Raw genomic sequence first — 25571 nt, 5'->3', positions numbered from 1 at the left:
GGCTCAGGGCGTGAGCAGGCCCAGCGCCAGGGCCCGCGCGCAGGTGGCGGTGCGGCCCTGCGTGTCGAGCTTGCGGGCGGCGCCCACGAGGTGGAAGTACACGGTGCGCTCGCTGACGCACAGGATCTCGGAGATCTCCCAGGTCGACTTGCCGACCGCCACCCAGTGCAGCACCTCGCGCTGGCGCGCGCTCAGGAGCGGCACCTTGGCGTCGCCCTGCAGCCGGCGCACGGTCGAATGCAGGCAGGAGGCGAAGTAGTTCATCGGCGCCAACGTCGCACGCAGTTCGCGCAGGTCGGCGGTGGCGTCGGTGGTCAGGGTCATGAAGGCCCAGTCGATGCCGGGCGTCCACAGCGGCACGGTCAGCCCCGCCTTCAGCCCGTGTTCGCCGGCGCTGCGCAGCAGGCCGCGGGCGCGCTGCCCGATGTCGGCGCGCGTGTGGCTCACCTGACCGAGCCAGCTCCACGCGGTGGCCGGCATGCCGGCGCGCACATGCTGCACGCGGGCGTCGGCCTGCTCGCCGGCGTTGCTGCGCAGCGACTCGTAGCGGGTGCGGGCCCACGCCGGGGGCAGGTCGTGGAAGAACACCAGCGCGTCCTGCGCGGGGGCGTCGGCACGGGGCGCGGGCACCGGGCGCTTGAGCACGTAGGCGCCGTGGTTGAAGCCCATCGCCCGCATCGCGCGGCGGTTGACCTGTGCCACCTCCTCGAGCGTGCGGGCGGCCATGACGGCCTCGACGAACTGCCAGTCGTTGATCACCTCGGCCATGGATGCGTCCCCTCGGGTTGTGTGCGGCGGGCGCAGCGCTGTGGTTCTGGTTTTTCTGCGCCACCGCCAGGGCGCCGGCCCTGCAAGGACCGGCATCGGGGCGCATGTTAATGCGGGACACCCGGAATCACCCATGCACTTCCTTGCACGGCGCATCCCGGCGATGATCCGGGACCCCCCATCCCGAAGCCCCATGACCGCAGCCACCCACGCCCCGACCATCGAGCGCTTCTACAGCGCGTTCTCGCAACTCGACGCCGCCACCATGGCCGCCTGCTACGCGCCCGACGCGGTGTTCGACGACGAGGCCTTTTCGCTGCGCGGCCGGCGCGAGATCGGCGGCATGTGGCGCATGCTCTGCGAAGCCACCAAGGCCAAGGGCGCCGACGTGTGGCGCCTGAGCTGGCGCGACGTGCAGGCCGACGCCCGCACGGGCAGCGCGCACTGGGACGCGCACTACCGCTTCAGCGCCACCGGCCGCCTGGTCGACAACAGCATCGACGCGCGCTTCACCTTCACGCCCGACGGCCTGATCGCCACGCACCGCGACAGCTTTCCGTTCTGGACCTGGTCGCGACAGGCGCTGGGCACGCCGGGCCTGCTGCTGGGCTGGACGCCGATGCTGCGCAACAAGGTGCGCGCCACCGCCGCCGCCAACCTCGCCACTTTTCTTGCACGCCAACCCTCATGACCACTTCTTCCTCGACCGCCCTCACCTTCACGAACAACGAAGCGCAGCACCGCTACGAAGCCACGCTCGACGGCAAGCTCGCGGCCTATGCCGAGTACAACCTGCTGACCGACGCGATCATGTTCACGCACACCGAGGTGCTGCCCGAGCATGAAGGCAAGGGCGTGGGCTCGGGCATTGCGAGGCACGTGCTCGACGAGGCGCGCGCCAACGGGCGGCATGTGATTCCGGTGTGCCAGTTCATCGCGGGCTACATCCGCAAGCACCGCGAGTACGCCGACCTCGTGCGGCCGGACATCCAGCGCGCCTTCAAGATCTGACGGCGTTCGCCTTCGGCGCGGGCAGCCACGCGAAGGCCGCAATGCCGATCACCAGCAGCGCCGCAATGACCGCCAGCACGGCGGTCAGCGGATCGCCGCCGTGCGCCGCGGCCACCGAGGCCGCCACGCCCGTGCCCCACTGCATGAACGCGACGCCCAGGAACATCGCCATCGTGAAGACGGCCATCGCGCGGCCCGTGAGCGCCGCTGGGTAGGCCACGCGCACGTCGGCGTACTGCCAGACGATGAAGCCCGAGAGCACGCCGATGAGCACCATGCCCGCGATGTCGAGCCATGCGGAATGCACCACGGCGATGAGCGCGAACAGGCCGGCGTAGAAAAGGCCGCAGGCCACGATCCAGCGGCGGCGCGCGGCGCCGTCGCGGTCGAAACGGCCGAACAGCGGCGAGCCGAACAGCGCGATCACCGACACGGCGAGCGCGACGTTGCCGCTTTGCACCAGCGAGTAGCCGTGGCGCTCCATCATCAGCGGGCCCAGCCACAGCCCGCGCAGCGAGATGAAGGCCGCATACGTCACCGCGCCCAGCACCATGATGCCCAGCGTGTGCGGCATGGCGAACAGCGCGCCGAACTGGCGCACGGCTTCGGGAATCGACTCTTTCACCTGCGGCACGGCCGACGCGGGCTCGTGCACCCAGCGCCAGATCGCGAGCCAGGCCAGCGCAGACGCCAGCGCGAGCACCAGGAAGCCCGCGCGCCACGAATACGCCTGCACCAGCCACGCGAGCGGCGTGCCGGTGGCCAGCATGCCCAGGCCGCCGATGGCCAGCACCAGGCCCGACACGGTGGCGAAACGCGCCGCCGGAAAGTGCCGCGCGATGAACACCGTGCACACGAGGAAGGCCGGCGCGCAGCCGACGCCGATCAGCGCCTGCCCGGCCACCAGCACGAGGTAGTCCGGCGACACGGCCGACAGCAGCGCGCCCGCGATCGCGACCGGGAAGGCCACGAGCACGGTGCGGCGCACGCCGTGCAGGTCGATGCCGATGCCCATGAAGAGCTGCATCGCGCCGAACGCGAAGTGGAAGGCGCCCGAGAAGATGCCGAGGGCCTGGGCGGAGAGATGAAAGTCCGACTGCAGCGGGCTCGCCATGATGGCGCCGACGGTGCGGAAGGCCTGGCTGAGCGCAACCCCTGCGCAGAGGGCGAGGACCATGACCCAGGCGGCTCGGGGTGTCAGGGGCTGTGCTGCAGGACTCATGAGGTGTGCGTGTTCTTGATGCTGCTGTTCAGGGCGCGTGCACAGGCCACCGGGTACTTCCCTCCGCGAATGTCCCCCGGGGCTTCGCCCCTCCTCCTTGATTTCGCTGCGGGAAGCACCCAGTGTCCTGCGCACGGGAAGTGGCGGTGGTGTGCTCGCCGATCAACGGCCGCACTGCCCAACGCTCACGCCGATGGGGTGCCTTGCGCAGCGAAATCAAGGAGGAGGCCGCAGGCCGGGGGACATTCGCGGAGCAAGGTACCCCGTCGGCGGGAGCGCGCCCTGAACGGCAAGCCGTCCGTGACGCCTGGGACTCAACCCAGTCACTCACCGTGGCACTTCTTGTACTTCTTGCCGCTGCCGCACGGGCACGGATCGTTGCGGCCGGGCGTGGCTTCCTTGCGGATCGTCTCGACCTTCGGGCCCAGGCTCTTCCAGAGTTGGCGCAGGTCGTACACCGCCCAGATCGCGGCGCCGAAGTCGTCCAGGCGCTGCTGGCTCACGCTGGGCGGGCCGTTCTCGTCGTACATCGACAGCGTGGGCTTGGCGGTGTCGTCCTCGGTCAGCGCAACGATGTTGTCGAGCGCGTCGTCGAGCATCTGGGCGGCTTCCTTGTCGCGCGGCGCGGCCCAGTCTTCGGGCCAGTTCTCGACCGCGTACATGAAGCCCAGCGCCCAGACCTGGGCGAACGAGGGAATCTCTTCGGCGGCCATCTCGGCGCGTTCTTCCTCGGGCAGCGAGGCGATGGCGCCGCGAGTGTCGAGCACCTCGGGCTGCCAGCTGCGCTCGTCCTCGAGCGATTCGACAGGGGCATCCAGGCCCTCCTCGATCTCGCGCCAGCGGCGCTTCCAGTTCCAGACGAACTCCATGTGCTGGGCCGGCACGAAGTGGTCGCCCAGCAGCACGGGCCAGTATTCGGTGGGGTCGATGGGGCGGCGCGTGCAGATCAGCGCGGCCATGAAGCCTTCGCAGAACTCCCACTGGGGAATTTCCTCGTCGTGCTCGCGCATGGCGTCGAGCGCGCTGTCGAGGGCGTCGAAATCGTCGGGGCCCAGCGCTTGCGAGGAGGCGGCCAGGGCGGTGTCAGGGGTATCGGGGGTGTCGGGTGTGGTCGTCATGGCAGCAGTCATGGCAGGTTGGGGGCAGCCCTCTATGATGCAGCAGGCTCCAGCCGACATCTGATGACTATGCCCACGATTATTCCGTTTCCCGCACGCTACAGCGCGTTCGTCCTGTGTGTGCTGGGTCTGGTCGCCTGCCTGGCACTGGTTCTGGCCTCGCCGCACCTGTGGCTCGCGTGGATCGGCGTGGCCGCTTTCGCGGTGCTCACCGGCACCGGCGTGCACGACCTGCGCCAGGCGCGCCACGCCATCCTGCGCAACTACCCGGTCATCGGGCACCTGCGCTTTCTGCTCGAATTCATCCGCCCCGAGATCCGCCAGTACTTCATCGAGAGCGACGCCGAGGCCGCACCCTTCTCGCGCGCCCAGCGCTCGCTGGTGTACCAGCGCGCCAAGGGCGAGCCCGACAACCGGCCCTTCGGCACGCAGCTGAACGTGTCGGCCGCGGGCTACGAGTGGATCAACCACTCGATGCAGCCCACGAAGCTGGCCGGGCACGATTTCCGCATCGTGATCGGCGGCACGCCGCAGCCGGCCGATGCGAACCTGGCGCAGGTCTGCACGCAGCCCTACAGCGCGAGCGTGTTCAACATCTCGGCGATGAGCTTCGGCGCCCTGTCGGCCAACGCCATCCTCGCGCTCAACCAGGGCGCGCAGATGGGCGGCTTTGCGCACGACACCGGCGAGGGCTCGATCTCGCAGCACCACCGCGTGCACGGCGGCGACCTGATCTGGGAGATCGGCTCCGGCTACTTCGGCTGCCGCAACGACGACGGCACCTTCAATGCCGAGCGCTTCACCGCCAACGCGCGCGACCCGCAGGTGAAGATGATCGAGATCAAGCTGAGCCAGGGCGCCAAGCCGGGCCACGGCGGCGTGCTGCCGGCGGCCAAGGTCACGCCCGAGATCGCGGCGGCGCGCGGCGTGCCGGTGGGCGTGGACTGCGTCTCGCCCTCGTCGCACAGCGCGTTCTCCACGCCGACCGAGATGATGCATTTCGTCGCCAGGCTGCGCGAGCTGTCGGGCGGCAAGCCGACCGGCTTCAAGTTCTGCCTGGGCCACCCGTGGGAGTGGTTCGGCATCGTCAAGGCGATGCAGGCCACCGGCATCACGCCCGACTTCATCGTGGTCGACGGCGCCGAGGGCGGCACGGGCGCGGCGCCGGTCGAGTTCAGCGACCACGTCGGCGCGCCGCTGCAGGAAGGCCTGCTGCTGGTGCACAACACGCTGATCGGCGTGAACCTGCGCCACCGCATCAAGATCGGCTGCGCCGCCAAGGTGATCACCGCCTTCGACGTGGCCCGCATGATGGCGCTGGGCGCCGACTGGTGCAACGCGGCGCGCGGTTTCATGATGGCGCTGGGCTGCATCCAGGCCCAGAGCTGCCACACCGGCCACTGCCCCACCGGCGTGACCACGCAGGACCCGGTGCGCCAGCAGGCGCTGGTGGTGCCGACCAAGGCCGACCGCGTGCGCAACTTCCACCGCAGCACGCTGCATGCGCTGCAGGAGCTGGTGCAGGCCGCGGGCCTCGATCACCCGCAGCAGATCACCGCGCACCACATCGTGCGCCGCATCTCCGACACCGAGGTGCGCCTGCTGAGCAACCTGGTGATGCAGGTGCAGCCCGGCGCGCTGCTCGGACCGCTGGACAACCAGCACACCGTTTTCCGCACCTACTGGCCGCTGGCCAGTGCACAGAGTTTCCAGCCCGTGACGCAGGGCCCGCACGGGCTGCTGGCGCCGGGCTTCGCCATGGCCGCATGAATCCACTGAGACGAGGAGGCGCCGCGACGCGCCTGTACAGCCAACGGGGCGCCGCATCGGCGCCCGCGCCGCTCGACGACGCCCCGGGCTCGGCGTCCGGCGACTACGCCGAGTTCCTGCGCGTCACCCTGCCCAGGCAGGCCAAGAACGTGGCCAGCCACCGCTTAGGCAGCGAGCGCGTCTGGCTCAAGAAGGCCGGTCCGCGCCACGGCAAGTGGGGCTACCGCGTGATGGCACTGGCCGCGCGGCTGGCCGGCCTCGACGTGATCAAGCCCGTGCCCAACCCGGGCGGCGAGGCCGCCATCGCCACCGAGGCACGGCGCCTGAAGCAACTGGCCGCCGCAGGTTTGCGCGTGCCGATCGTGCTGGCGCAGCAGGCCGACGGCCTGCTGATTTCCGACCTCGGCGAAAGCGGCCGTGCCACCGTGGTGCTGCAGGAACGCATCGACCAGGCCGCCGCCGCCGGCCCGGCCGCCCTGCTCGCCGTGTGGCGCGAGGGCCTGGCCGCCATCGCCGCCGTGCACCTGTGCGGCCAGCACCTGAGCCAGGCCTTCGACCGCAACCTCGTGCAGTGCCCTGACGGCGTGATCGGCTACATCGATTTCGAGGACGACCCCTCCGAGGTCATGACCCTGGCCGAATGCCAGGCCCGCGACTGGCTGAGCTACCTGCACTCCACGGCCATGATGCTCGAGGCCGCCGCGCCGCAGGCCGCAGGCCAACACTGGCATGCGGCACTGAGCAGCGTGAACGAAGAAGTGCGCGAGCGCATCGCGAACGCGGCGCGGCGCATGAAGTGGGCGCAGAAGCTGCCGGCCAGCCGGCGCTGGGGGCGGGACACGCAGCGAGTGCGGGCCGTCGCGCGCTTGCTGGGGCAGTGGTACGAGCTGAACAAGGCCTGAGACGGACCGGCGTGGCCTAGGCCAGCGCCGAGCGCACCGCCACCCCGCGCAGCGCCAGCCGCTTCTTCATCGACAGCACCGCCTTGTCCTTGCTGAACAACTGCGCCCCGTGCGCCACGGACAAGTCGATGAACACCTGGTCGTCCGGGTCGCTGCACACGCAGGGCGCGCGCGCCGGCACCTCGGTCACCAGCTGCACGCGCGCATCGAAATCCGCGAGCACCACCGGAATCGTCAGCTCCCGCTGCGCCATGCGCCGGGCGATCAGCGGGTAGCCCAACACGCGTTCCAGTTCGCTGCGCATCGCGGGCGTGGCCAGCCAGCGCAGCGCGCCGCGCGCGAGGTCGTCGACCAGCGGCGCCCAGGCGGGGTCTTCGAAGACCAGCAGGTCGAGGGCGATGTTGGTGTCGATGACGACGAGGGCGGAGGCAGGCAAGGTCATGGGGGGCGTGAAAACGGTCGAGCGCCGATGTTGCACCATGCGGCCGCCAGCTAGCGCGCCGCCGGCCGCCCCGCAGGCATGGCCAGCACCTTCGCGTCGGCGACCAGCCGCGCATAGGCAAAGTCGGTGAAGGCCTTGATCCGCGCGACCTCCTTCAGGTCGGGATGCGTCAGCACCCAGACCTGCGTGTCGAGCGCTTCCCTCGGCGGCTCGACCTGCACCAGCTCGTCTTCCGCATCAGCCAGCATGCACAGGAGCATGCCCAGGCCCAGGCCGCGCTTCACCAGCTGCGTCATGCCGACGAGGCTGTCGACGCGCGCCGCGATCCGCGCCGGCGGCACCTGCTCACGCAGCCACTTCGCCTGCATCAGGTGCGACAAACCTTCGTCGGGCGCGACCCAGTCGTGCGCAGCCAGCGGTGTCGTCGCCGGGTGCTTCGCAAGGTAGGCCTTCGACGCATACACCGCCGTCTGCAGGCGCCCCGCGCGGCGCCCGACCAGGTGGTCCGGCGGGGCGTTGGTCGGGCGGATCGCCACGTCGGCCTCGCGCTTGGTCAGGCTCAGGAAGAGGTTGTTCATCACCACCTGCAGCTCGATGCCCGGGTGCAGCGCCCGGAAGTCCGCCAGGATCGGCCCGAGCAGCCCGGCCATGAAGGTGTCGGTGCTGGTGATGCGGATGACGCCGGTCAGCCGCAGGTCGAGCCCCATGAGGTGGCGCTGCGCGGCATCGATCTGCTCGCCCACGCCCTGCAGGCGCTCGCGCAGCGCCTCGCCGGCCAGCGTCATCGCATAGCCGGCGGGCAGGCGGTCGAACAGGCGCACCGCCATGCGCGCCTCGAGCGCGCCCAGGCGCCGCAGCACGGTGGAGTGGTTCACGCCCAGCTGGCGCGCGGCGCCGGAGAGCGAGCCGGCCTGGCCGACGGCCAGGAACACGCGAAAGTCGTCCCAGTCTGTGTCATGCATTTATGCATACCCCGGATGCGATTTTTTCGAATGGCTTTGCAAACGTGCCGATCCTACATTCGTCCGCAGGGGGCCGCGATTCGCCCGCCCCGCATCCACACCACACGGAGGTCGACCACCATGGACGCGTTTTTCATTCCCGCCTCGCTCGTCGCCGGGGGCCTGCTCGCAGTGCAGGCCGGCGCCAACGCCCAGCTCTCCAAGGCCACGGGCAGCCCCTTCACCGCCACGACCTTGCAGCTGTCGGTCGGCACGCTGGCCCTGCTGGCGGTGGCGCTCGCCACGGGCACGCTGACGGCGCTGGCCGGCCTGCCGGGCGTGCCGTGGTGGCACGTGATCGGCGGCACGGCCAGCGCCTTCTACGTGGTCTCGACCATCCTGCTGTTTCCGCGCCTGGGCGCGGTGGTGGCGGTCGGCCTGTTCATCGCGGGGCAGATGCTGGCCTCGTTCGCGCTCGACACCTTCGGCCTGCTCGGCGTGGCACCGAGGGCGCTGACACCGGCCATGGCCGGCGGCACGCTGGCGGTGCTGCTCGGCGCCGGGGCCATCGTCGCCGGGCAGGCCGGCAGCCTGCGCCAGGCACTGGCGGGCAAGGCGGGCTGGATCGTGCTGGCGCTGCTGGCCGGCGCGGTGCTGCCGGTACAGGGCGTGGTCAACGGCCTGCTGCGGCAGGACCTGGGCGCGCCGTTCGCGGTGGGGGCGGTGAGCTTCTTCGTGGCGACGCTGGCGATGGCCCTGGCGCTGCTGCTCGTCACGCTGTTCCGGCGTGCGCCCGCCCCTGCGGCGGTCGCACCGCAGGGCTCGGCGCTGCGCGGCATGCCGTGGTGGGGCTGGCTCGGCGGCTTGGCGGGCGCGGCCTATGTGACGACGGTGTTCACCGCGATCCCGGCCATCGGCGCCGCGGCCGCGGTCGGGCTGACGGTGGCGGGGCAGCAGGTGGCGTCGGTGTTCGTCGACCGCTACGGCTGGTTCCGACTGCCGCAGCGCCCGGTGTCGGGTCTGCGCATGGCGGGCGTGGCCGTGCTGCTGCTCGGCGTGGCCATCATCAAGCTGCTGTGAAGGGAGCGAACGCCATGGCCTGGCTCCTTCTGCTTGCCGCCGGACTGGTGGAGATCGTGATGGCCCTCGCACTGAAGGCCGCGGCGGGCTGGGAGCGCCCCGGCGCCGGTGCGCTGGGCCTGGGCGCCGCGCTGGCGAGCATCGTGCTGCTCACCGCCGCGATGAAGACGCTGCCGGTCGGGACGGCCTACGCGATCTGGACCGGCATCGGCGCCATCGGCGTCACGCTGATCGGCATCTTCTTTTTCCAGGAGAGCGCGGCGCCGCTGCGGCTGGTGTGCATCGCGCTGATCTTCCTGGGGATCGCGGGCCTGAAGCTGCAGAGCTAGTTCAGGTGGGCGCGTCTTGCGGCGCGGCGCGGTTCGAGCCCCGCACCATGTCGAAGCGGAACAGCCGGCATTCGATGGGACCGTTCCACATCGGCACGCGGCGCGACTCCTTCAGGCGCATCTGCTTGGGCAGCTTCAGGTCGGGCGTGAGCACCCAGGCGGTCCAGCCCGCGTAGTTCTTCTTCCAGTGGGTGGCGAGCTGCGGAAAGAAGTCGCCGCCGTCGCCGCCTTCACCGTCGCCCGGGGTCTGGGCGGCCTCGCGGGCGCCGAAGCGGGCCACGCCACCGACCTCGATGCGCTCGCCGTACGGCGGGTTGAGCATGATCACGCCGCCCTCGGCCGGCGGCATGCGCTGCAGGGCGTCGCCGCCGCGGAACTCGATGGCGCCGGCCACGCCCGCGCGTTCGGCGTTGCGCTCGGCAAAGTCGACCATGCGGTGCGACACGTCGGAACCGAAGACGGCGATGGCGCTCGCATGCTGCGCGTTGGCGGCTTCATTCTTGATGGCGGCCCAGACGTGCGCCTGGAACGGCAGCAGCTTCTCGAAGCCGAAACGCCGCAGCGAGCCCGCCGCGATGCCGCTGGCGATCTGCGCGGCCTCGATGGCGATGGTGCCGCTGCCGCAGCAGGGGTCGTACAGCGGGGCCTTGGCGACCTCGCCGGTCTCGGGGTTCCACCAGCCGCTGGCGGCCAGCATGGCGGCGGCCAGGGTTTCCTTCAGCGGGGCGTCGCCCTTGTCCTGGCGCCAGCCGCGCTTGAACAGCGGCTCGCCCGAGGTGTCGATGTACAGCGTGCAGCTGTCGGTGGTCAGGTGCGCAAAGATGCGGCAGTCGGGCCACTGGGTCTCGATGCTGGGGCGCACGCCATTGGCCTTGGCGCGGAAGCGGTCGGCCACGGCGTCCTTGATGCGCAGGGTGGCGAAGTTCAGGCTCTGCAGCGGGCTGTGCTGGGCCGTGGTCTCGATCTTGAAGGTCTGCTTGGGCGTGAACCAGATCTCCCAGGCCACGCCGTTGGCGATGGCGTACAGGTCGTTCTCGTTGCGGTAGGGCCCGTGGGCCAGTTCGACCAGCACGCGCTGCGCGAGCCGGCTGTGCAGGTTGAGTTTGAGGCCGTCGCGCCAGTCGGCGCGCACGCGCACGCCGCCGCGCAGGGTGAGCAGGTCCTGCCCGGCACGGCCGGTCAGGGCATGCACCTCCTGGGCAAGGAATTCCTCGACGCCGGCGGCGCAAGGCAGGAAAAATGAGAGATCGTTCACGGAAAGTCGGCCATCGGGAAGCCCGCTAAGGGCCCCCATTGTCGCCGGGGCTGGGGCCTTCTCTATATAGTCGATTTGCCCATGACGCCCACCCCCGCCTCCGCGGCCCCCCCGGCAGACGCCCGCGACGGCGACCACCGCTTCGCGATCCAGTGCGAAGTGCTGCGCTTGTCGATCCGCCCGCTCGGGCCGGTGCTGCTGGTGCAGTACCTGCTCAACTGCGGCGTGGCGGCGCTCTTCGCCTGGCAGTTCTCGCCGCTGCGCGCGCTGGTGTGGCTGGCGCTGGTCACCGGCGTCACGGTGATGCGCGGCTTCTTTGCACAGCGCCTGCCCGAGCCCTTCACGCCCGCCACCCTGCGCGCCGCACAGCGCCAGCACACGCTGCGCACGGCCATCTGGGAGCTGGCGCACGGCCTGGCGGGCGTGCTGCTGTTCAACCCCGAGCGGCCCGACCTGCAACTGCTGCTGGGCCTCATCCTCATGGGCATGACGCTGTCGTCGGCGTTCTCGGTGTCGTTCTACACGCCGGCCACGCAGCTGGCCATCACGCTGCTGCTGGCACCGGTGATCGTCACGGGCCTGTGGCTCGGGGCGCCGGTGATGATGGCCGTCGCGGTGATCGGCATCGGCCTGACCGCGATGATGTGGAAGCTGGTGGCCGACCATTCGCGCCAGCTCGAGGAGAACATCGGCCTGCGCCTGAACGAGCGCACGCTGCGCGAACAGGCGCTGGCCGGCCTGCGCGCCTCCGAGCAGGCCCAGGCCGAGCGGCTGCGCTTCTTCTCGGCGGCCAACCACGACCTGCGCCAGCCGGTGATGGCCATCGGGCTGCAGGCCGAGGTGCTGCGCCAGCAGCTGCAGCACGGCACCGACAGCGCGGCGGTGCAGCACACGGTGGCCTCGCTCTCGCGCGCGCAGCAGGCGCTCGAGGGCCTGACCAACCAGCTGCTCGAGATCGGCCGCATCGAGGCCGCGGTCGATCCGCTGCGCCCGGCGGCGGTGGCGCTGGCGCCGCTGCTGAACGAGCTGGCGCGCCAGGCCGGCGAAGGCCGCGTCGCGGTGCGCTGCCCGACCGAGGCGGTGGCCTGGACCGACACCGTGGCGCTGCGCCGCGTGCTCTCCAATCTGCTGGACAACGCCCTCAAGTTCACGCCGCGCGGGCGCGTGCTGCTGGCCGTGCGGGCGCGCCGCCGGCCCGGCACGGACACCGGGCGCGCGTGGCGCGTCGAGGTGCGCGACAGCGGCATCGGCATCGCGGCCGAGTCGCAGACGCGCGTGTTCGACGACTTCGAACAGGTCGGCAACGTGGAGCGCAACCTGCAGCACGGCCACGGCCTGGGGCTGGCGATCGTGCGACGGCTGGCGGGGCAGCTGGGCATCGAGGTCGCGCTGCGTTCGGCGCCGGGCAAGGGCTCGGTCTTCAGCTTCGAGCTGCCGGCGGCCCGCCCCGGTGCGGCGGCCGTGCCGGCCCCCGCGCCCTCGGTGGCGCTGGACGAGCCCGATGCCAATGCCGTGCTGCGCCCCGGCCTGGCCGTGCTGGTGGTCGAGGACAACATCGTGGTGGCCGACAGCCTCTCGGCGCTGCTGCGGCACTGGCACGTGGCGCCGCGCATCTACGCCAGCGCCGCCGAGGCGCTCGCGCTGGCCGACCTGGACGCGCTCGACGTGGCGCTGTGCGACATCCGCCTGCCCGGCGCGTTCAACGGCATCGCGCTGGCCGAGCGGCTGGCGCAGCGCAAGCCCGCGCTGACGATCGCGCTGATCTCGGCCGACATCACCGAAGCCACGCAGCAGCTGGCCGCCACGCGCGGCTGGCATGCGCTGCGCAAGCCGGTGCAGCCGGACGCGCTGCGGCGCGTGCTGCTGCGAGCCCAGCAGCAACAGCAACAACCGCCGTCGTCGACGTAGCGCGCGGTGCTTCCCGGCGGGGGCCGGCCCCGCTGCGGTGTCATCGCTTCCGAGCTATGCTCCGCGCACAGGCCGCCGCCGCCCCTGCCCCGATGCCCGTCGAACCACTTTCCGCCCCTGCCGTTGGCGCCGCCGCCCTGCGCGAGCCCCGCTACGGGCGGGTCGCGATGGCCCTGCACTGGCTGCTCGCGGCGATGATCGTCGGCTCGCTCGGCGTCGGGCTCTACATGACGGGCCTGCCCTTCTCGCCGCAGCGCCTGAAGCTCTACAGCTGGCACAAGTGGGCCGGCATCACCATCCTCCTGCTGTCGGCGCTGCGGCTGCTGTGGCGCCTCACGCACCGCCCGCCGCCGCTGTCGGCGCGGGTGCTGGCGGCCATGCCGACCTGGCAGCGGGCCGCCCACCGCATCAGCCATGCGCTGATGTACCTGCTGTTCTTCGCGGTCCCGCTGTTCGGCTGGGCCTACAGCTCGGGCATGGGCGTGCCGGTCGTGTGGTTCGGCCTGCTGCCGCTGCCCGACCTGGTGGCGGTCGACAAGGACTTCGCCGAGGCCGTGCTCAAGCCGCTGCACCAGCGCAGCGCCTTTCTGCTGGCCGGCGTCACGCTGCTGCACGTGGCGGCGGCGCTCAAGCACCACTGGATCGACCACGACAGTCTGTTGCAACGCATGTGGCCCGCGCCACGCAAGGAATCCGCCGGATGACGACCCGTCTTTTGTGGGGCGCCGCCGCCCTCTTCGGCCTCGCGCTGCACGCCGCGGCCGAGCCCATGCCGGCCACCACCGCGAAGCTGGTGCCCGAGAAGAGCCAGATCGCCTTCGTCAGCAAGCAGATGGGCGTGCCAGTGGAAGGCAGCTTCAAGCGCTTCGACGCGCAGGTCGCCTTCGACCCGAAGAAGCCCGAGGGCGGCTCGGTCGTGCTGCAGATCGACACCGCCAGCGCCGGCTTCGGCGTGCCCATGAGCGATGCCGAGCTGCCCAAGCCGACCTGGTTCGACACCGCGCATTTTCCGCAGGCCAGCTTCCGCTCGAGCGCCATCAAGGCGCTGGGCGAGGGCCGCTTCGAAATGGCCGGCAAGCTCACCATCAAGGGCGTCAGCAAGTACGTGACGGTGCCCGTGAGCATCGTGTCGTCGGGCGGCGCGTATTCGGTCGCCACGGGCACCCTCACGATCCAGCGGCTCGACTACAAGGTGGGCGACGGCGAATGGACCGACACCTCGGTGGTCGGCAACGAGGTGCAGGTGCGCTTCAAGCTGACGCTCGCGGGCCTCGGGCCGCTGTGACGACGATTTCATTTCCCATGCATCTCTCTTCCTTTGCCATGAACAAGCTCTTCTTCGCCGCGGCCCTTTGCGCGGGCGCGGCCCTGCCGCTGGCCGCCACGGCCCAGGAATACACGGCGCCGCCGCTGGCCGCCAAGCCCGCGGGCGGGCCGGTCAAAAATGCGAGCTACGTGATCGACCCGACCCACACCTTCGTCATGTACGAGATGGGCCACTACGGCACCACCACCAACCGCGGCCGCTTCAGCACCAAGGACGGCTCGGTGCAGATCGACGGCACCGGCGCCAGCGGCAAGGTCGACATCACGATGGACATCAGCTCCATCAACACCGGCGTCGACCTGCTCAACCGCCACGTGCAGAGCAAGGACTTCTTCAACGTGGCCGAATTCCCCACCGGCCGCTTCGTGGCCGAGCGCATCGACTTCAGCGGCGACAAGGTGACCGACGTGCCCGGCACGCTCACGCTCATGGGCCAGACCAAGCCGGTGACGCTGAAGGCCGTGCGCTTCAACTGCTACCTGAACCCGCTGATCAACCGCCAGGTCTGCGGCGGCGACTTCGAGGCCACCGTGCAGCGCAGCGACTGGGGCATCACCTGGGGCCTGAACTTCGGTTTCGAGAACAAGGTGAAGCTGCTGGTGCAGGTCGAAGCCGTGAACGTGCAATGAACACATCCCCCACCGGAGCCCACTCATGACCGACGCCCACTTCCTGTCCCTGCTCGGCATCGCCGGCGCCATGGCCGTGGGCGCGATGAGCCCGGGCCCGAGCTTCGTGATGGTGGCGCGCACGGCCGTGGCCTCGCGCAGCGACGGGCTCGCGGCGGCGCTGGGCATGGGCGCCGGCGGGCTGGCGTTCTCCATCGCGGCGCTGGCCGGGCTGCAGGCGGCGTTCCTCGCGGTACCGGCGCTGTACCTCGCGATCAAGGCCTTCGGCGGTGCCTACCTGATCTACCTGGGCTTTCGCATCTGGCGCGGCGCGCGCCAGCCGCTCGCGATCACGCCCGACACGGACGCCTCGCCCCGGAGCCAGGGCCGCAGCGGACGCACCTTCCTGCTCGGCCTGGCCACGCAGATCAGCAACCCGAAGACGGCGGTGGTGTACGCGAGCATCTTCGCGGCCTTCCTGCCGCGCGAGGTGCCGCTGGTGCTGGCGCTCGCGGTGCCAGCCGTGATCTTCTGCATCGAGACGGGCTGGTACGCGATCGTCGCGCTGGCGCTGTCCTCGGCCGCGCCGCGCGCGGCCTACCTGCGCTACAAGACCTGGATCGACCGCGCGGCCGGCGGCGTGATGGGCCTGCTGGGCCTGCGGCTCGTGTGGTCGGCCGTGCGCGGCACCTGAGGCACTAGAGCAGGCTCTCGGGCGTGAGCGGCGACAGCAGTTCGAGCATGGTGCGGTCCCAGAAGCCCGAGTCGGGCTCTTCGTGCAGCACGGTGGTCTTGCCGCCTTCCTCGCTGACCCATTCGATGCGCCGCGAGCCGACTGCGCCCGCATCGGCGCCTTCGGCAAAACGCAGCCGGTAGGCGCCCTGCTGCTTGAGCACGTCGAGCAGCTTCAGGGTCTGCTGCGCCATCTCGGGGCTGCGGATGAACAGGCCGATCTCGGTGTTGTGAATCTCGGAGCGCGGATCGAAATTCATCGAGCCGACGAACAGGATGCGCTGGTCGATCACCGCCGACTTGGCGTGCAGCCGCCCGACGGACGTGCCGAACAGGCCGAGGCGCACGCTGCGCCGCGTGCGCGCGGAACTCAGCTCGTGCAGCTCGGCGCCCAGCGCCAGCATGTCGGCGCGGTAGCGGCGGTAGGCAGTGTGCACCAGTGGCTCGTCGGTGGCGGCGAGCGAGTTGGTGACCACGCTGATCTTCACGTTGCGCCCGCGGATCTCGCGCATCACCTCCAGCCCCGACGCGCCCGGGATCAGGTAGGGCGAGACCAGCGTCACCTCGCTGCGCGCGCGGCGCATCTGCTCGACCACGTTGTAGCGCACGCTGTCCACGTCGAGCAGCGGCACGCCGCCATACGACGCGGTCTTGCCGATCACGCGGTCGGGTGAATCGGCATAAGCCTCGGCGGTGGTCCAGATCAGGCCGAGCTTGCCGGCGTCGAGGTCGTCGGCCACCGGGCTGTAGCCGAGCAGGTCGTTGGGCGCGGGCCTGGGCGGCGGCGGCGTGGTGTCGGGGCCGGTGGCGGCGTCGAAGCGGCGCTGCAGTTCCTCGCGCGGCAGGTCGGTGTGCACGACCGCGCCGATCGGGCGCACGTGCGGGCTGTTCCAGTACTGGTCGAACAGCACGCCCAGGCGCGGGATCAGCGCACCCGTGACGAAGGTGTCGAGGTCGATGAAGTTCGGGCCGGTGGTGCGGCGGAAGTACTGGTTGCCGATGTTGCGCCCGCCCGCCACGGCCATCGCGCCGTCGGCGATGAAGAGCTTGTTGTGCATGCGGCGGTTGACGCGGCTGAAGTCGAACAGCGACGCGGTGAAGCGCTTGAGCAGGCTGCCGCGCCCGGCCGGGAACGGGTTGAACAGGCGCAGCTCCACGTTCGGCGTGGCGGCCAGGCCAAGCAGCAGCTCGTCTTCGCCGGACGTGTACAGGTCGTCCATCAACAGGCGCACGCGCACGCCGCGCTGGGCCGCATCGCGCAGGGTGCGCAGCAGGTAGCGGCCGGTCTCGTCGTTCTCGATCTGGTAGTACTGCACGTCGAGCGTGCGCTGCGCGCGGCGCGCCAGCTGCAGCCGCGTGTCGAAGGCGAAATCGCCGCCGGGCATCAGGCGAAAGCCGCTGAGGTCGGGGTCGGGCTGCGAGGCCAGCGCGATCTTGCCGAGCGCGGTGTCGGCCGAGACGGCGATGGCCTTGGTGGGCGGGCGCGGTGCCTCGTCGGGCAGCGTGGCGCAGCCGGCGAACAGCAGCGCCGCAGCCACAACAAGAACCCAATGCCCCCAGCGCGACAGCAGGCGACGGGTCATCGTGGGCTTTCTACAGAGCCTTGCGCAGGTTGGCCGGTGCGATGCGCAGCGCTTCGCGGTACTTGGCGACGGTGCGGCGCGCGCACTCGATGCCCTGCTCTTTCAGCATCTCGGAGATCTGGCTGTCGGACAGCGGCTTCTTGATGCTCTCGGAACTCACGAACTGCTTGATCAGCGCGCGCACCGCGGTGCTCGACGCATTGCCACCGGTCTCGGTGCCCAGCGCCGAACCGAAGAAGTACTTCAGCTCGACCGTGCCGAAGGGCGTGGCCATGTACTTGGCGGTGGTCACGCGCGAGATGGTCGACTCGTGCAGGCCCAGCTCGTCGGCGATCTCGCGCAGCACCAGCGGGCGCATGGCCAGCTCGCCGTGCACGAAGTAGCTCTTCTGGCGCTCGACGATGGCGTTGCTCACGCGCAGGATGGTGTCGAAGCGCTGCTGGATGTTCTTGATGAACCAGCGCGCCTCCTGCAGCCGCTGCGACAGCGCCTGGCTGCCCTCGCCCTTGTGCGACTTGAGCGCACCGGCGTAGATGTCGTGCACGCGCAGGCGCGGCATGACCTCGGGGTTGAGCATGACGCGGAACTTCACGTTGGTGCCGCGCCCGGTCTTGGTGACGATCACGTCGGGAATGACGATGTTGCGTTCGACGTCGACAAAGCGGCGCCCCGGCTTGGGCTCGAGCCGCGCAATGACCTGCAGCGCCGAGCGCACCAGGTCTTCGTTGGTGCGCGTGAGCGTGGCCAGGCGCTTGAAGTCGCGCCGCGCGAGCAGCTCCATGGGCTGCTTGCAGATCGCGATGGCGGTCTTGCGGATGAGCGCTTCGGCCTCGGTCTCGTCTTCGCTGGCGAGCGCCTTCAGCTGGATGCTCAGGCATTCGCCGAGGTCGCGCGCGCCGACGCCCACCGGCTCCAGGCTCTGCAGCAGGCCCAGCGCCACCTGGAAGTGGTGCACGAGGTCGTCGAACTGGTCGTTGTCGTCGCCCGCCAGGCCCGAGGCCAATGCGGGCAGCGAGTCTTCGAGGTAGCCGTCGTCGTTGAGCGACTCGATCAGGAAGCGCAGCGCGGCGCAGTCGTTTTCGTTCAGCCGCAGGCTCAACGCCTGGCGGTGCAGGAACGACTGCAGCGACTCCTGGCTGCGCGCGAGTTCGGTGGCGTCGGCACGCTCGTCGTCGCCCAGGTTGTTCTGGCGCGCGGGCGCGTCGCTGCCCCACTCGCTGTCGTCGGGCGCCATGTCGACGGTGCCGTCGCCTTCCCAGTCGGGCTCGCGCTCGGCGATCTCGGCGGCGGGGCCGTCGGTGTCGGGGGTCGAGGTGGTGGTGTCGCTGGAGGTGGAGGACGTGCTGGCGGCGGACGGCGTGAACTCGGCCTCGCCCTCGCCCGCGTCGTCGCGCGGCACCGGCGCGTCGGCCGTGTCCAGCCCGAATTCCTCGCGCGCCGCTTCTTCCGCGGTGCGCTCGAGGAACGGGTTCTCGTCCAGCATCTGCTCCACCTCCTGGCTCAGTTCGAGCGTGGAGAGCTGCAGAAGCCGGATCGACTGCTGCAGCTGAGGCGTCAAGGCCAGATGCTGCGAGACGCGAAGGGACAGCCCTTGCTTCATAGGAACCGCCCCCGCCCTTACATGCGGAAGTGCTCGCCCAGGTACACCCTGCGTACCTCGGCGTTGTCGACGATCTCCGAGGGTGTGCCTTGTGCCAGCACGTGCCCGTCGCTGATGATGAACGCGTGATCGCAGATGCCCAGCGTCTCACGCACGTTGTGGTCGGTGATGAGCACGCCGATGCCGCGCTCTTTCAGGAAACTGATGATCCGCTGGATCTCGATCACGGCGATCGGGTCGATGCCGGCGAAGGGCTCGTCCAGCAGGATGAAGCGCGGCTGGGTGGCCAGTGCGCGCGCGATCTCGACGCGGCGGCGCTCGCCGCCCGACAGCGCGAGCGCGGGCGAATCGCGCAGGTGGTCCACGCGCAGGTCGGCCAGCAGGTCGGCCAGGCGCTCTTCGGTGTGCTGCTTGGTCAGCGGCATCATGCGGCCGTTGGCGTCGGGCTCGCGCTGCAGCTCGAGCACGGCGCGCACGTTTTCCTCGACGGTGAGCTTGCGGAAGATCGAGGCTTCCTGCGGCAGGTAGCTCAGGCCCATGCGCGCGCGGCGGTGAATGGGCATGTGGGCGATGGGCTCGCCGTCGATGGTGATCTCGCCAGCGTCGGCGCGCACCAGCCCGACGATCATGTAGAACGAGGTGGTCTTGCCCGCGCCGTTGGGGCCGAGCAGTCCGACGACCTCGCCCTTTTGCACGTCGAGCGAGACGTCTTTCACGACCGTGCGGCTGCCGTAGCTCTTCTTGAGGCCGCGCGCCACGAGGCGGCTGCCCGGAATGCCGTCGGCGGTCTGGGTTCCTGCGGTTTCGATCACTTGCGCCCTTCCCCTTCGGTGCCGCCCAGCGTGGTGCTCGGGCGCAGCCCGGCGCCGGGCGCGGGAGTGGGTGCCGGGGCCGCGGGCTTCTTGCCGCCGGCTGCCGGTGCGGAACCGCCCGCCGCCGGGGCCGCGGCGGCCTTCGGCGTGAGGATGGCCTTGACGCGCCCGCCGCCGCCCGCCGAGACGCCGGCGTTCGGCGGCACGAGGGAGCCGTTGACGGTGTAGGTGTCGTTGCTCTGGTCGTAGACGATCAGCGCGCCGCTGCTCTCGTCGTTGGCCGTGGCGCCGATCAGCCGGCGCATGACGGCGCGGCGGATGAACTTGACGTTGTCGGCGCGGCTGTCGTACTCGATGACTTCCGACTCGCCCTCGATCCACTCGTCGCCGGCGTTGCGCTTCTGCTTGTAATAGGCCAGCTTGCCGGGCGCCGCCGTGACCACGCCGTACTGGTAGCCCTCGGCGTCCTGGCGCACGTCCAGCCGCGCGCCGCGGATGATGATCGTGCCCTTCGTGACCAGCACGTTGCCGGTGAACACGCTGGTCTGTTTCAGGTCGTCGTAGCGCATCGAGTCGGACTCGATGTTCATCGGCTTGGTGCGGTCGGCGGTTTCGGCCAGGGCGCCCGAGGCGGCGCCGGCCAGCAACAGCGCGCCGAAAGCCAGGCGGCCGAGGCGACGAAGGGTGGGGAATGTGGGGATGGAGGGCAATGTCATAAAGGCACGAAACTTGCTCTGAAACATTGTATGCGTGGGATGGCAATTGCCCACCGCCGCCAATGAAAAAGCCCGCCGAAGCGGGCCTTGCATTCGACCAAGAAAGCAGGTCGCCGGGTCGGTCAGCCCTTCTTGGCTTCGCCGATGAGGAAGGTCGCGACCTGCAGCACCTTGGACATGCTGCCGGCGGTTTCGCCGTCCACATACCAGCGGCCCGCCACGGCCAGGGCCGGCACGCCGGCGACCTTGTAGGCCTCGGTCTGCTGCGCCGCGCGGCGGGCCTTGCTGGCCACGCCGAAGGACGCAAAGGTTTCCTTGAACTTGGCGCCGTCGAGGCCGGCACGCTCGGCCCAGGCCTGGATGTTGGCGTCGCCGTTCAGGTTCTGGCGCTGCGCGTGGATCGCGGCGAAGACCTTCGGGTGGTACTCGTCGAGCTTGCCCATGGCTTCGAGCGTGAAGTACAGGCGCTGCTTGGCTTCGACGTCGTTGCCCACGAAGGGCACCGGGATGCGGCGGAAGGCCACTTCCTTCGGGGCTGCCTTGACCCAGGCTTCGAGCGAGGGCTCGAAGTCATTGCAATGCGGGCAGTTGTACGAGAAGAACTCGACCACCTCGACCTTGCCGGCGGGTGCATCGACGGGCACGCGCTTGTCGAGCACGAGGAAATCGGTGCCGGCCTTGGGGGCGCGCTGGGCGTGTGCCGGAACGGCAGCCAGCGAAAGCAGCCCGATCGAAGTGGCGGCCAGCGAAAAGTCACGACGTTTCATGGAAAAGGTTCTCCTGTGGGTACCGCAGTACAGAGCCGGCGCGCCGCCGGGAGTTCCCCGTGGACGGCGCGACCGAGGCGCTGGAATTGACAAACGAGTGCGGCAGATGCCGCGCGGGCGAGAGCTTAAAGGCTGTTCAAGAAAGGCGCTGACGGGTCAGCGCTGCACGCGCACCAGCGCCGATTCGAGACCGCCGCCGTCGAGCCGTTCCTTGAGCCGGTCGGCGTCGTCCTTCTTGTTGAACGGGCCCGCGCGCACGCGGTAGACCGTGCGACCGGCCTGCTCGCGCTCGGTGACCTTGGCCTCGACGCCCATGAGCGACAGCTTGGCGCGCTGCGCCTCGGCGTCGTCGGTGGTGCGGAAGGCGCCGGCCTGCACGAAGTACATGAAGGGATCGGCACCCGAGGACGACGGTGCGGCGGCGGCCGTGTGGCTCGGCGCGGCGGACGCGGTGGTCGTGCTGCCGCCCGCACGGGCGCGGGCGAGGTCGCCCAGCGGATCGTTCGACGGCGGCAGGGCGTTGGCTTCGGCCGGCACCGGCGCGGGGCGCGCCGGCTTGGGCGCCACCACCACGGGCGCCGGGGCGGTGACCGGCGCGGTGGCGACGGGCGGCGTGCCGGGCGCCACGGTGGCGGGCGCGCCGGTGATCGGGTTCACCGGGCCGGTGGCCGTGGCGGCCGGCGGCGTGACGGCCGGCTTGGGCGCGCCGGCCTTGCCGGCCAGCGGCGCGTTCGGGTCCCAGTCGCGGTTCTTGCGGGCTTCGGCTTCGTCCTGCTCGGCACCGCCGCGTTGCGTCTTGTTGACGAACGGGATCGGCACCTTGGTGACGTAGACCGCGATGCCCAGGGCGACGCCCAGACCGAGCACCAGGCCAATGATCAGCCCGATGACGATGTTGCCGCGTTGTCTGCTTGTCTTCTTCATGTTCAGAGGGTGATTCACATCTTGCTCGGCGCACTGACGCCGAGGATCGCGAGGCCATTGTGCAGCACCTGCGCGGCCGCTGCGACGAGTGCGAGACGCGCCAGCTTGACCGGCTCGTCGTCCACCAGGATGCGCTCGGCATCGTAGTAGCTGTGGTAGCTGGCCGCGAGTTCGCGCAGGTAGAAAGTCACGTCGTGCGGGGCGAAATCCTTCGCCGCCGCCGTCAGCATGGCCGGGTACTTGGCCAGCAGCAGCATCAGCGCCTGGGCTGCCGGGCTGTCCAGCGGCGACAGGTCGACCGCCTTGAGCGCGGCCACGTCGCCGCCCCAGGCCGCGAGCACCGAGCAGATGCGCGCGTGGGCGTACTGCACGTAGTACACGGGGTTGTCGTTGTTCTTGGTGACCGCCAGGTCGACGTCGAAGGTGTATTCGGTGTCGGGCTTGCGGCTGAGCAGGAAGAAGCGCACGGCATCGGTGCTGGTCCACTCGATCAGGTCGCGCAGCGTGACGTAGCTGCCGGCGCGCTTGCTGATCTTGACCTCTTCGCCGCCCTTCATGACGCGCACCATGGTGTGCAGCACGTAGTCGGGGTAGCCCTCGGGAATGCCTTCGCCCGCCGCCTGCAGGCCGGCGCGCACGCGCGCGATGGTGCCGTGGTGGTCGGTGCCCTGGATGTTCACGACCTTGTGGAAACCGCGCTCCCACTTGGCGATGTGGTACGCCACATCGGGCACGAAGTAGGTGTACGTGCCGTCCTGCTTCTTCATCACGCGGTCTTTGTCGTCGCCGTAGTCGGTCGACTTCAGCCACAGCGCGCCGTCCTGCTCGTAGGTCTTGCCGGCGGCCACGAGCTTGGCCACGGCCGCCTCGACGCGGCCGCTGGTGTAGAGGCTGGACTCGAGGTAGTAGTTGTCGAAGCGCACGCGGAAGGCCTGCAGATCGAGGTCCTGTTCGCGGCGCAGGTAGGCCACGGCGAATTCGCGGATGCTGTCCAGGTCGTCGATGTCGCCGCTGGCGGTGTACTCGCGGTCGTCCGACTTGACGGTCTTCTTCGCCTTGAAGTCCTCGGCGATGTCGGCGATGTAGTCGCCGTTGTAGGCCGGGGCCTTTTCGCCGCTGGGCCACTCGGGGTCGCCGGGCTTGAAGCCCTTGGCGCGCAGCTGCGTGCTGTTGGCCAGCGTCTGGATCTGCACGCCGGCGTCGTTGTAATAGAACTCGCGCCACACGCTCTGGCCCTGCGAGGCCTGCAGGTTGCAGATGGCGTCGCCCAGCGCGGCCTGGCGGCCGTGGCCGACGTGCAGCGGGCCGGTCGGGTTGGCCGACACGAACTCGACCAGCACCTTTTCGCCGGTGGCGGGCTGCTGACCGAAGGTTTCGCCGGCGGCCAGCACCTCGCGCACGATCTGCTGCTTGGCGGCAGCCTTCAGGCGGATATTGAGGAAGCCGGGGCCGGCGATCTCGATGGCCTCGACCCATTGGCCGAAAGCAGGGGTGGCGAGCAGCGCAGCGCTCAGTTCCTCGGCCAGTTCGCGAGGCTTGCGCCCCAGCGGCTTGGCGAGCTGCATGGCAGCGGTGCTGGCGAAATCGCCGTGCGCCGCCACCTTGGGCGACTCGAACGCGGCTTTGGCGCCGGCGCCGGGAGAGAGGGTTTCGAGCGTGTTCGCGAGCGCCGCGAGCAGCTCCTGTTTGACCAATAGCATCTGTGAATTTTACCGGGGGCAAACCCGGACCCAGTTAACGATCGTCATCCGATGGGCGATGTCGCCCGTTAGGATGGTCGGCCCCGAGGCGGGGCGTCTGTCACAACCCAACCTTGCAAGGACATATCCACCATGAAGAAGCTCCTTTCCCTGGTCGCCTCCACCGTCGCGCTCGGCGCCTGCCTGTCGTTCAGCGCCTACGCGCAGGACAAGGCACCCGCACCGGTCGTGGCCCCCGCCGCCGCCGCCGCACCTGCGGCAGCCCCTGCCGCTGCGGCCGCACCCGCCGGTGGCGCCAGCTGCGATGCCAAGGCGATCGACAAGAACGGCAAGCCCCTGGCCGGCGCCGCCAAGAACAGCTTCATGAAGAAGTGCACCAAGGAAGCCGCCGGACCCGCCTGCGCCGCCAAGGCCATCGACAAGAACGGCAAGGCCCTGGCCGGTGCCGCCAAGAACAGCTTCATGAAGAAGTGCGAAGCCGGCGCCGCCAAGGCCTGATCCGGCGCAGCGCCGTGTGGCGCTGACATTTGTTACTCCCGAAGGGCCCGCTCGCGCGGGCCTTTTCTTTTTTCTTTGTTGATTACTTGCCGAAGCCGCGCGCCAGGAACACCGCCACCAGCGGGATCAGCGCGATCAGGTGCGCCTGGATCATCACCAGCTTGCGCGTCTTCAGGATGTCGGCCTCCGCCGGCAGCTTGCCCGTGGCGCGCAGCGTCTTGCGCCAGCGGAAGTAGGTCAGCGTCGGGAAGATCGACAGCACGCCCACGATGATGAACAGCGTGAGCTTCACGTGCAGCAGAGGGTTGGTCCAGTACCAGGCCGTGCCCTTCACGCCCCACCAGGTGCGCGCGATGCCGGTGGCCAGCACCGCGATGGCGGCGATGCCGTAGACCATGTCGACCTTGGCCAGCCGCTCGACCACGGCGGCATTGAGCCATTGCACGCGGCACAGCGCGGCTTCACTGGAGATGAACACGACCATCGTGAGGATGGCCAACAGATGCAGGTAGGCGAGGATGGCTTCGAGGGTCATCGGAAACTTTCTTCATCGGGGTTGCAAGCAAATGCAAAAAGCATTGTGCCGCCCGGTCACGATTTCAGGACCGCCCGCCCCAGAATTCCGGCTGCCCGTACTGCGCTTTGAGGAAATCAAGCCACAGTCGCACGCGCAGCGGCAGGTGCTTGGTGCCTGTGAACACCGCATAGATGCCGTTGGGCGGTGCGGCGAAGTCGTCGAGCAGGGGCACGAGCAGGCCCGCGTCGATCTCGGCCTCGACCTCCCAGGTGCTGCGCCAGGCGATGCCGTGGCCCGCCAGGCACCAGTCGTGCAGCACCTGGCCGTCGGAACAATCGAGCGGGCCGCTGGGGCGCAGGTGAATGAGTTCCTGCACGCCCTCCTCGCTGGTAATGCGAAAGGCCCAGCCGCGCGTCTGCGAGGCGTCGCTCGACAGCGTGAGGCAGGCAAAGCGCGACAGCTCGCCCGGGTGTTTGGGCGCGCCGTGGCGGCGCAGAAACTCGGGCGTGGCGACGCAGCGGCGGCGGTTGTCGGCCAGGCGCACGCTCACGAGCGACGAGTCGGGCAGGTCGCCCACGCGCACGGCGCAGTCGAAGCTCTCGCCCGTGACGTCGACCACGCGGTCGCTGAGGTTCAGCGAGATCGTCACCTCGGGATGCAGCGCATGAAAGCGCGGCACCAGCGGCGCGACATGGCGGCGGCCGAAGCCGGCCGGCGCGGTCACGCGCAGGTGGCCACTGGCCTTCACGCCGCCGGCGCTCACGCTGGCCTCGGCGTTCGCGAACTCGGTCAGGAGGCGCTGGCAGTCTTCGAGAAAGGCACTGCCTTCGTGCGTGAGCGCGATGCGGCGCGTGGTGCGCACCAGCAGCTTGACGCCCAGGCGTTCTTCGAGCGCGTCGATGCGACGGCCCATGATCGCGGGCGCCACGCCTTCCGCCTTGGCCGCCGCGGTGAGGCTGCCGCGGGTCGCGACCGAGACAAAGGATTCGAGCTGCTTGAGGCGGTCCATGGCGCGGGAACTATATCGCCCGCCACCGCCTT

The 25571-nt window shown here is 69.9% G+C and carries 27 protein-coding genes; 12 read left to right on the top strand and 15 right to left on the bottom strand.

Going from position 1 to position 25571, the window contains the following annotated elements; all coding sequences use genetic code 11:
• Nucleotides 1–3: 3 nt before the first annotated feature.
• A complete protein-coding gene (locus tag AC57B8_RS12280) occupies nucleotides 4–768 on the bottom strand; it encodes a helix-turn-helix transcriptional regulator (RefSeq protein ID WP_496479739.1) in 765 nt (254 codons plus the stop codon).
• A 193-nt stretch (nucleotides 769–961) separates the two neighbouring features.
• Between AC57B8_RS12280 and AC57B8_RS12275 the strand changes: the two genes are divergently transcribed.
• A complete protein-coding gene (locus AC57B8_RS12275; RefSeq protein ID WP_070063749.1) occupies nucleotides 962–1459 on the top strand; it encodes a nuclear transport factor 2 family protein in 498 nt (165 codons plus the stop codon).
• Nucleotides 1456–1779 (top strand): GNAT family N-acetyltransferase, encoded by a 324-nt coding sequence (locus AC57B8_RS12270; RefSeq protein ID WP_159278737.1) that lies wholly within the window; start codon nucleotides 1456–1458, stop codon nucleotides 1777–1779. The genes AC57B8_RS12275 and AC57B8_RS12270 overlap by 4 nt, the downstream gene beginning before the upstream one ends.
• Here the strand turns inward: AC57B8_RS12270 and AC57B8_RS12265 are convergent.
• Both AC57B8_RS12265 and AC57B8_RS12260 read right to left on the bottom strand, forming a co-directional pair.
• Nucleotides 1769–2956 carry an MFS transporter gene (locus AC57B8_RS12265; protein WP_496479738.1) on the bottom strand — a complete coding sequence of 396 codons (1188 nt, stop codon included), beginning with the start codon at nucleotides 2954–2956 and terminating at the stop codon, nucleotides 1769–1771. The genes AC57B8_RS12270 and AC57B8_RS12265 overlap by 11 nt on opposite strands.
• A gap of 368 nt (nucleotides 2957–3324) precedes the next feature.
• Nucleotides 3325–4119, bottom strand: coding sequence for a UPF0149 family protein (locus AC57B8_RS12260; protein WP_062480299.1), 795 nt, complete (start codon nucleotides 4117–4119; stop codon nucleotides 3325–3327).
• 69 nt (nucleotides 4120–4188) lie between these two features.
• On the opposite strand from AC57B8_RS12260, the gene AC57B8_RS12255 reads away from it, so the two are divergent.
• Nucleotides 4189–5889: an FMN-binding glutamate synthase family protein gene (locus AC57B8_RS12255; RefSeq protein WP_095743364.1), complete on the top strand. Its 1701-nt coding sequence runs from the start codon at nucleotides 4189–4191 to the stop codon at nucleotides 5887–5889.
• On the top strand, nucleotides 5886–6791 hold the full coding sequence (locus AC57B8_RS12250; protein WP_496479737.1) for a BUD32 family EKC/KEOPS complex subunit: 906 nt from the start codon (nucleotides 5886–5888) through the stop codon (nucleotides 6789–6791). The genes AC57B8_RS12255 and AC57B8_RS12250 overlap by 4 nt, the downstream gene beginning before the upstream one ends.
• Before the next feature lie 16 nt (nucleotides 6792–6807).
• Here the strand turns inward: AC57B8_RS12250 and AC57B8_RS12245 are convergent, their stop codons facing one another.
• Nucleotides 6808–7233 carry a PIN domain-containing protein gene (locus AC57B8_RS12245; protein ID WP_496479736.1) on the bottom strand — a complete coding sequence of 142 codons (426 nt, stop codon included), beginning with the start codon at nucleotides 7231–7233 and terminating at the stop codon, nucleotides 6808–6810.
• A 50-nt stretch (nucleotides 7234–7283) separates the two neighbouring features.
• Entirely contained in the window at nucleotides 7284–8195 is a 912-nt protein-coding gene (locus AC57B8_RS12240; protein WP_496479735.1) for a LysR family transcriptional regulator, read from the bottom strand.
• A 120-nt stretch (nucleotides 8196–8315) separates the two neighbouring features.
• Between AC57B8_RS12240 and AC57B8_RS12235 the strand changes: the two genes are divergently transcribed.
• Complete coding sequence (locus AC57B8_RS12235; protein ID WP_496479734.1) at nucleotides 8316–9254, top strand: DMT family transporter; 939 nt, start codon at nucleotides 8316–8318, stop codon at nucleotides 9252–9254.
• 14 nt (nucleotides 9255–9268) lie between these two features.
• Entirely contained in the window at nucleotides 9269–9583 is a 315-nt protein-coding gene (locus AC57B8_RS12230) for an SMR family transporter (protein WP_492683442.1), read from the top strand.
• A gap of 1 nt (nucleotide 9584) precedes the next feature.
• On the opposite strand, the gene AC57B8_RS12225 is transcribed toward AC57B8_RS12230, so the two are convergent.
• Nucleotides 9585–10838 (bottom strand): THUMP domain-containing class I SAM-dependent RNA methyltransferase, encoded by a 1254-nt coding sequence (locus AC57B8_RS12225; protein WP_062480312.1) that lies wholly within the window; start codon nucleotides 10836–10838, stop codon nucleotides 9585–9587.
• An 81-nt stretch (nucleotides 10839–10919) separates the two neighbouring features.
• On the opposite strand from AC57B8_RS12225, the gene AC57B8_RS12220 reads away from it, so the two are divergent.
• From AC57B8_RS12220 to AC57B8_RS12200, 5 genes are all read left to right on the top strand, one after another.
• On the top strand, nucleotides 10920–12746 hold the full coding sequence (locus AC57B8_RS12220) for a sensor histidine kinase (protein WP_496479733.1): 1827 nt from the start codon (nucleotides 10920–10922) through the stop codon (nucleotides 12744–12746).
• A gap of 92 nt (nucleotides 12747–12838) precedes the next feature.
• On the top strand, nucleotides 12839–13450 hold the full coding sequence (locus AC57B8_RS12215) for a cytochrome b (protein ID WP_496479732.1): 612 nt from the start codon (nucleotides 12839–12841) through the stop codon (nucleotides 13448–13450).
• Nucleotides 13447–14031 (top strand): YceI family protein, encoded by a 585-nt coding sequence (locus tag AC57B8_RS12210; protein ID WP_159273635.1) that lies wholly within the window; start codon nucleotides 13447–13449, stop codon nucleotides 14029–14031. The genes AC57B8_RS12215 and AC57B8_RS12210 overlap by 4 nt, the downstream gene beginning before the upstream one ends.
• A gap of 38 nt (nucleotides 14032–14069) precedes the next feature.
• Entirely contained in the window at nucleotides 14070–14702 is a 633-nt protein-coding gene (locus AC57B8_RS12205) for a YceI family protein (RefSeq protein ID WP_095743357.1), read from the top strand.
• Nucleotides 14703–14727: 25 nt separating this feature from the next.
• Nucleotides 14728–15375, top strand: coding sequence for a LysE family translocator (locus tag AC57B8_RS12200; RefSeq protein WP_496479731.1), 648 nt, complete (start codon nucleotides 14728–14730; stop codon nucleotides 15373–15375).
• 4 nt (nucleotides 15376–15379) lie between these two features.
• Here the strand turns inward: AC57B8_RS12200 and AC57B8_RS12195 are convergent, their stop codons facing one another.
• The 7 genes from AC57B8_RS12195 to argS all read right to left on the bottom strand — a co-directional run bounded on the left by AC57B8_RS12195 (nucleotide 15380) and on the right by argS (nucleotide 23515).
• The gene (locus tag AC57B8_RS12195; RefSeq protein ID WP_496479730.1) at nucleotides 15380–16996 is read right to left on the bottom strand and encodes a phospholipase D family protein; all 1617 of its coding nucleotides are present in this window, start codon (nucleotides 16994–16996) and stop codon (nucleotides 15380–15382) included.
• A gap of 10 nt (nucleotides 16997–17006) precedes the next feature.
• The gene (gene rpoN, locus AC57B8_RS12190; protein WP_354347981.1) at nucleotides 17007–18596 is read right to left on the bottom strand and encodes an RNA polymerase factor sigma-54; all 1590 of its coding nucleotides are present in this window, start codon (nucleotides 18594–18596) and stop codon (nucleotides 17007–17009) included.
• A gap of 17 nt (nucleotides 18597–18613) precedes the next feature.
• A complete protein-coding gene (gene lptB, locus AC57B8_RS12185; RefSeq protein WP_070063734.1) occupies nucleotides 18614–19408 on the bottom strand; it encodes an LPS export ABC transporter ATP-binding protein in 795 nt (264 codons plus the stop codon).
• Nucleotides 19405–20124 carry a lipopolysaccharide transport periplasmic protein LptA gene (gene lptA / locus AC57B8_RS12180; protein ID WP_159278745.1) on the bottom strand — a complete coding sequence of 240 codons (720 nt, stop codon included), beginning with the start codon at nucleotides 20122–20124 and terminating at the stop codon, nucleotides 19405–19407. The genes lptB and lptA overlap by 4 nt, the downstream gene beginning before the upstream one ends.
• Before the next feature lie 122 nt (nucleotides 20125–20246).
• Nucleotides 20247–20891: a thiol:disulfide interchange protein DsbA/DsbL gene (locus AC57B8_RS12175; protein WP_095743352.1), complete on the bottom strand. Its 645-nt coding sequence runs from the start codon at nucleotides 20889–20891 to the stop codon at nucleotides 20247–20249.
• A 156-nt stretch (nucleotides 20892–21047) separates the two neighbouring features.
• Nucleotides 21048–21815, bottom strand: coding sequence for an SPOR domain-containing protein (locus tag AC57B8_RS12170; RefSeq protein WP_496479729.1), 768 nt, complete (start codon nucleotides 21813–21815; stop codon nucleotides 21048–21050).
• Nucleotides 21816–21829: 14 nt separating this feature from the next.
• Nucleotides 21830–23515 carry an arginine--tRNA ligase gene (gene argS / locus AC57B8_RS12165; RefSeq protein WP_070063731.1) on the bottom strand — a complete coding sequence of 562 codons (1686 nt, stop codon included), beginning with the start codon at nucleotides 23513–23515 and terminating at the stop codon, nucleotides 21830–21832.
• A 132-nt stretch (nucleotides 23516–23647) separates the two neighbouring features.
• Between argS and AC57B8_RS12160 the strand changes: the two genes are divergently transcribed.
• Complete coding sequence (locus AC57B8_RS12160; RefSeq protein ID WP_095743349.1) at nucleotides 23648–24013, top strand: hypothetical protein; 366 nt, start codon at nucleotides 23648–23650, stop codon at nucleotides 24011–24013.
• Between the two features lie 82 nt (nucleotides 24014–24095).
• Here AC57B8_RS12160 and AC57B8_RS12155 read toward each other — a convergent pair whose 3' ends face one another.
• A complete protein-coding gene (locus AC57B8_RS12155) occupies nucleotides 24096–24548 on the bottom strand; it encodes a DUF2214 family protein (protein WP_056584391.1) in 453 nt (150 codons plus the stop codon).
• Nucleotides 24549–24612: 64 nt separating this feature from the next.
• On the bottom strand, nucleotides 24613–25539 hold the full coding sequence (locus tag AC57B8_RS12150) for a LysR family transcriptional regulator (protein WP_062479733.1): 927 nt from the start codon (nucleotides 25537–25539) through the stop codon (nucleotides 24613–24615).
• Between the last annotated feature and the right edge of the window lie 32 nt (nucleotides 25540–25571).

It is taken from the genome of Variovorax sp. BGA-UO-ETr-C22 (assembly GCF_059567965.1).
The sequence above is the reverse complement of the archived record's forward strand: the minus strand, read 5'-3'. Positions and strand labels throughout refer to the sequence as shown.

Excerpts from the sequence above, each read along its gene's own strand:
- AC57B8_RS12280 (WP_496479739.1), bottom strand. The coding sequence starts at position 768 with ATGGCCGAGGTGATCAACGACTGGCAGTTCGTCGAGGCCGTCATGGCC.
- AC57B8_RS12275 (WP_070063749.1), top strand. The coding sequence starts at position 962 with ATGACCGCAGCCACCCACGCCCCGACCATCGAGCGCTTCTACAGCGCG.
- AC57B8_RS12270 (WP_159278737.1), top strand. The coding sequence starts at position 1,456 with ATGACCACTTCTTCCTCGACCGCCCTCACCTTCACGAACAACGAAGCG.
- AC57B8_RS12265 (WP_496479738.1), bottom strand. The coding sequence starts at position 2,956 with ATGGTCCTCGCCCTCTGCGCAGGGGTTGCGCTCAGCCAGGCCTTCCGC.
- AC57B8_RS12260 (WP_062480299.1), bottom strand. The coding sequence starts at position 4,119 with ATGACGACCACACCCGACACCCCCGATACCCCTGACACCGCCCTGGCC.
- AC57B8_RS12255 (WP_095743364.1), top strand. The coding sequence starts at position 4,189 with ATGCCCACGATTATTCCGTTTCCCGCACGCTACAGCGCGTTCGTCCTG.
- AC57B8_RS12250 (WP_496479737.1), top strand. The coding sequence starts at position 5,886 with ATGAATCCACTGAGACGAGGAGGCGCCGCGACGCGCCTGTACAGCCAA.
- AC57B8_RS12245 (WP_496479736.1), bottom strand. The coding sequence starts at position 7,233 with ATGACCTTGCCTGCCTCCGCCCTCGTCGTCATCGACACCAACATCGCC.
- AC57B8_RS12240 (WP_496479735.1), bottom strand. The coding sequence starts at position 8,195 with ATGCATGACACAGACTGGGACGACTTTCGCGTGTTCCTGGCCGTCGGC.
- AC57B8_RS12235 (WP_496479734.1), top strand. The coding sequence starts at position 8,316 with ATGGACGCGTTTTTCATTCCCGCCTCGCTCGTCGCCGGGGGCCTGCTC.
- AC57B8_RS12230 (WP_492683442.1), top strand. The coding sequence starts at position 9,269 with ATGGCCTGGCTCCTTCTGCTTGCCGCCGGACTGGTGGAGATCGTGATG.
- AC57B8_RS12220 (WP_496479733.1), top strand. The coding sequence starts at position 10,920 with ATGACGCCCACCCCCGCCTCCGCGGCCCCCCCGGCAGACGCCCGCGAC.
- AC57B8_RS12215 (WP_496479732.1), top strand. The coding sequence starts at position 12,839 with ATGCCCGTCGAACCACTTTCCGCCCCTGCCGTTGGCGCCGCCGCCCTG.
- AC57B8_RS12210 (WP_159273635.1), top strand. The coding sequence starts at position 13,447 with ATGACGACCCGTCTTTTGTGGGGCGCCGCCGCCCTCTTCGGCCTCGCG.
- AC57B8_RS12205 (WP_095743357.1), top strand. The coding sequence starts at position 14,070 with ATGAACAAGCTCTTCTTCGCCGCGGCCCTTTGCGCGGGCGCGGCCCTG.
- AC57B8_RS12200 (WP_496479731.1), top strand. The coding sequence starts at position 14,728 with ATGACCGACGCCCACTTCCTGTCCCTGCTCGGCATCGCCGGCGCCATG.
- AC57B8_RS12195 (WP_496479730.1), bottom strand. The coding sequence starts at position 16,996 with ATGACCCGTCGCCTGCTGTCGCGCTGGGGGCATTGGGTTCTTGTTGTG.
- rpoN (WP_354347981.1), bottom strand. The coding sequence starts at position 18,596 with ATGAAGCAAGGGCTGTCCCTTCGCGTCTCGCAGCATCTGGCCTTGACG.
- lptA (WP_159278745.1), bottom strand. The coding sequence starts at position 20,124 with ATGACATTGCCCTCCATCCCCACATTCCCCACCCTTCGTCGCCTCGGC.
- AC57B8_RS12175 (WP_095743352.1), bottom strand. The coding sequence starts at position 20,891 with ATGAAACGTCGTGACTTTTCGCTGGCCGCCACTTCGATCGGGCTGCTT.
- AC57B8_RS12170 (WP_496479729.1), bottom strand. The coding sequence starts at position 21,815 with ATGAAGAAGACAAGCAGACAACGCGGCAACATCGTCATCGGGCTGATC.
- argS (WP_070063731.1), bottom strand. The coding sequence starts at position 23,515 with ATGCTATTGGTCAAACAGGAGCTGCTCGCGGCGCTCGCGAACACGCTC.
- AC57B8_RS12160 (WP_095743349.1), top strand. The coding sequence starts at position 23,648 with ATGAAGAAGCTCCTTTCCCTGGTCGCCTCCACCGTCGCGCTCGGCGCC.
- AC57B8_RS12155 (WP_056584391.1), bottom strand. The coding sequence starts at position 24,548 with ATGACCCTCGAAGCCATCCTCGCCTACCTGCATCTGTTGGCCATCCTC.
- AC57B8_RS12150 (WP_062479733.1), bottom strand. The coding sequence starts at position 25,539 with ATGGACCGCCTCAAGCAGCTCGAATCCTTTGTCTCGGTCGCGACCCGC.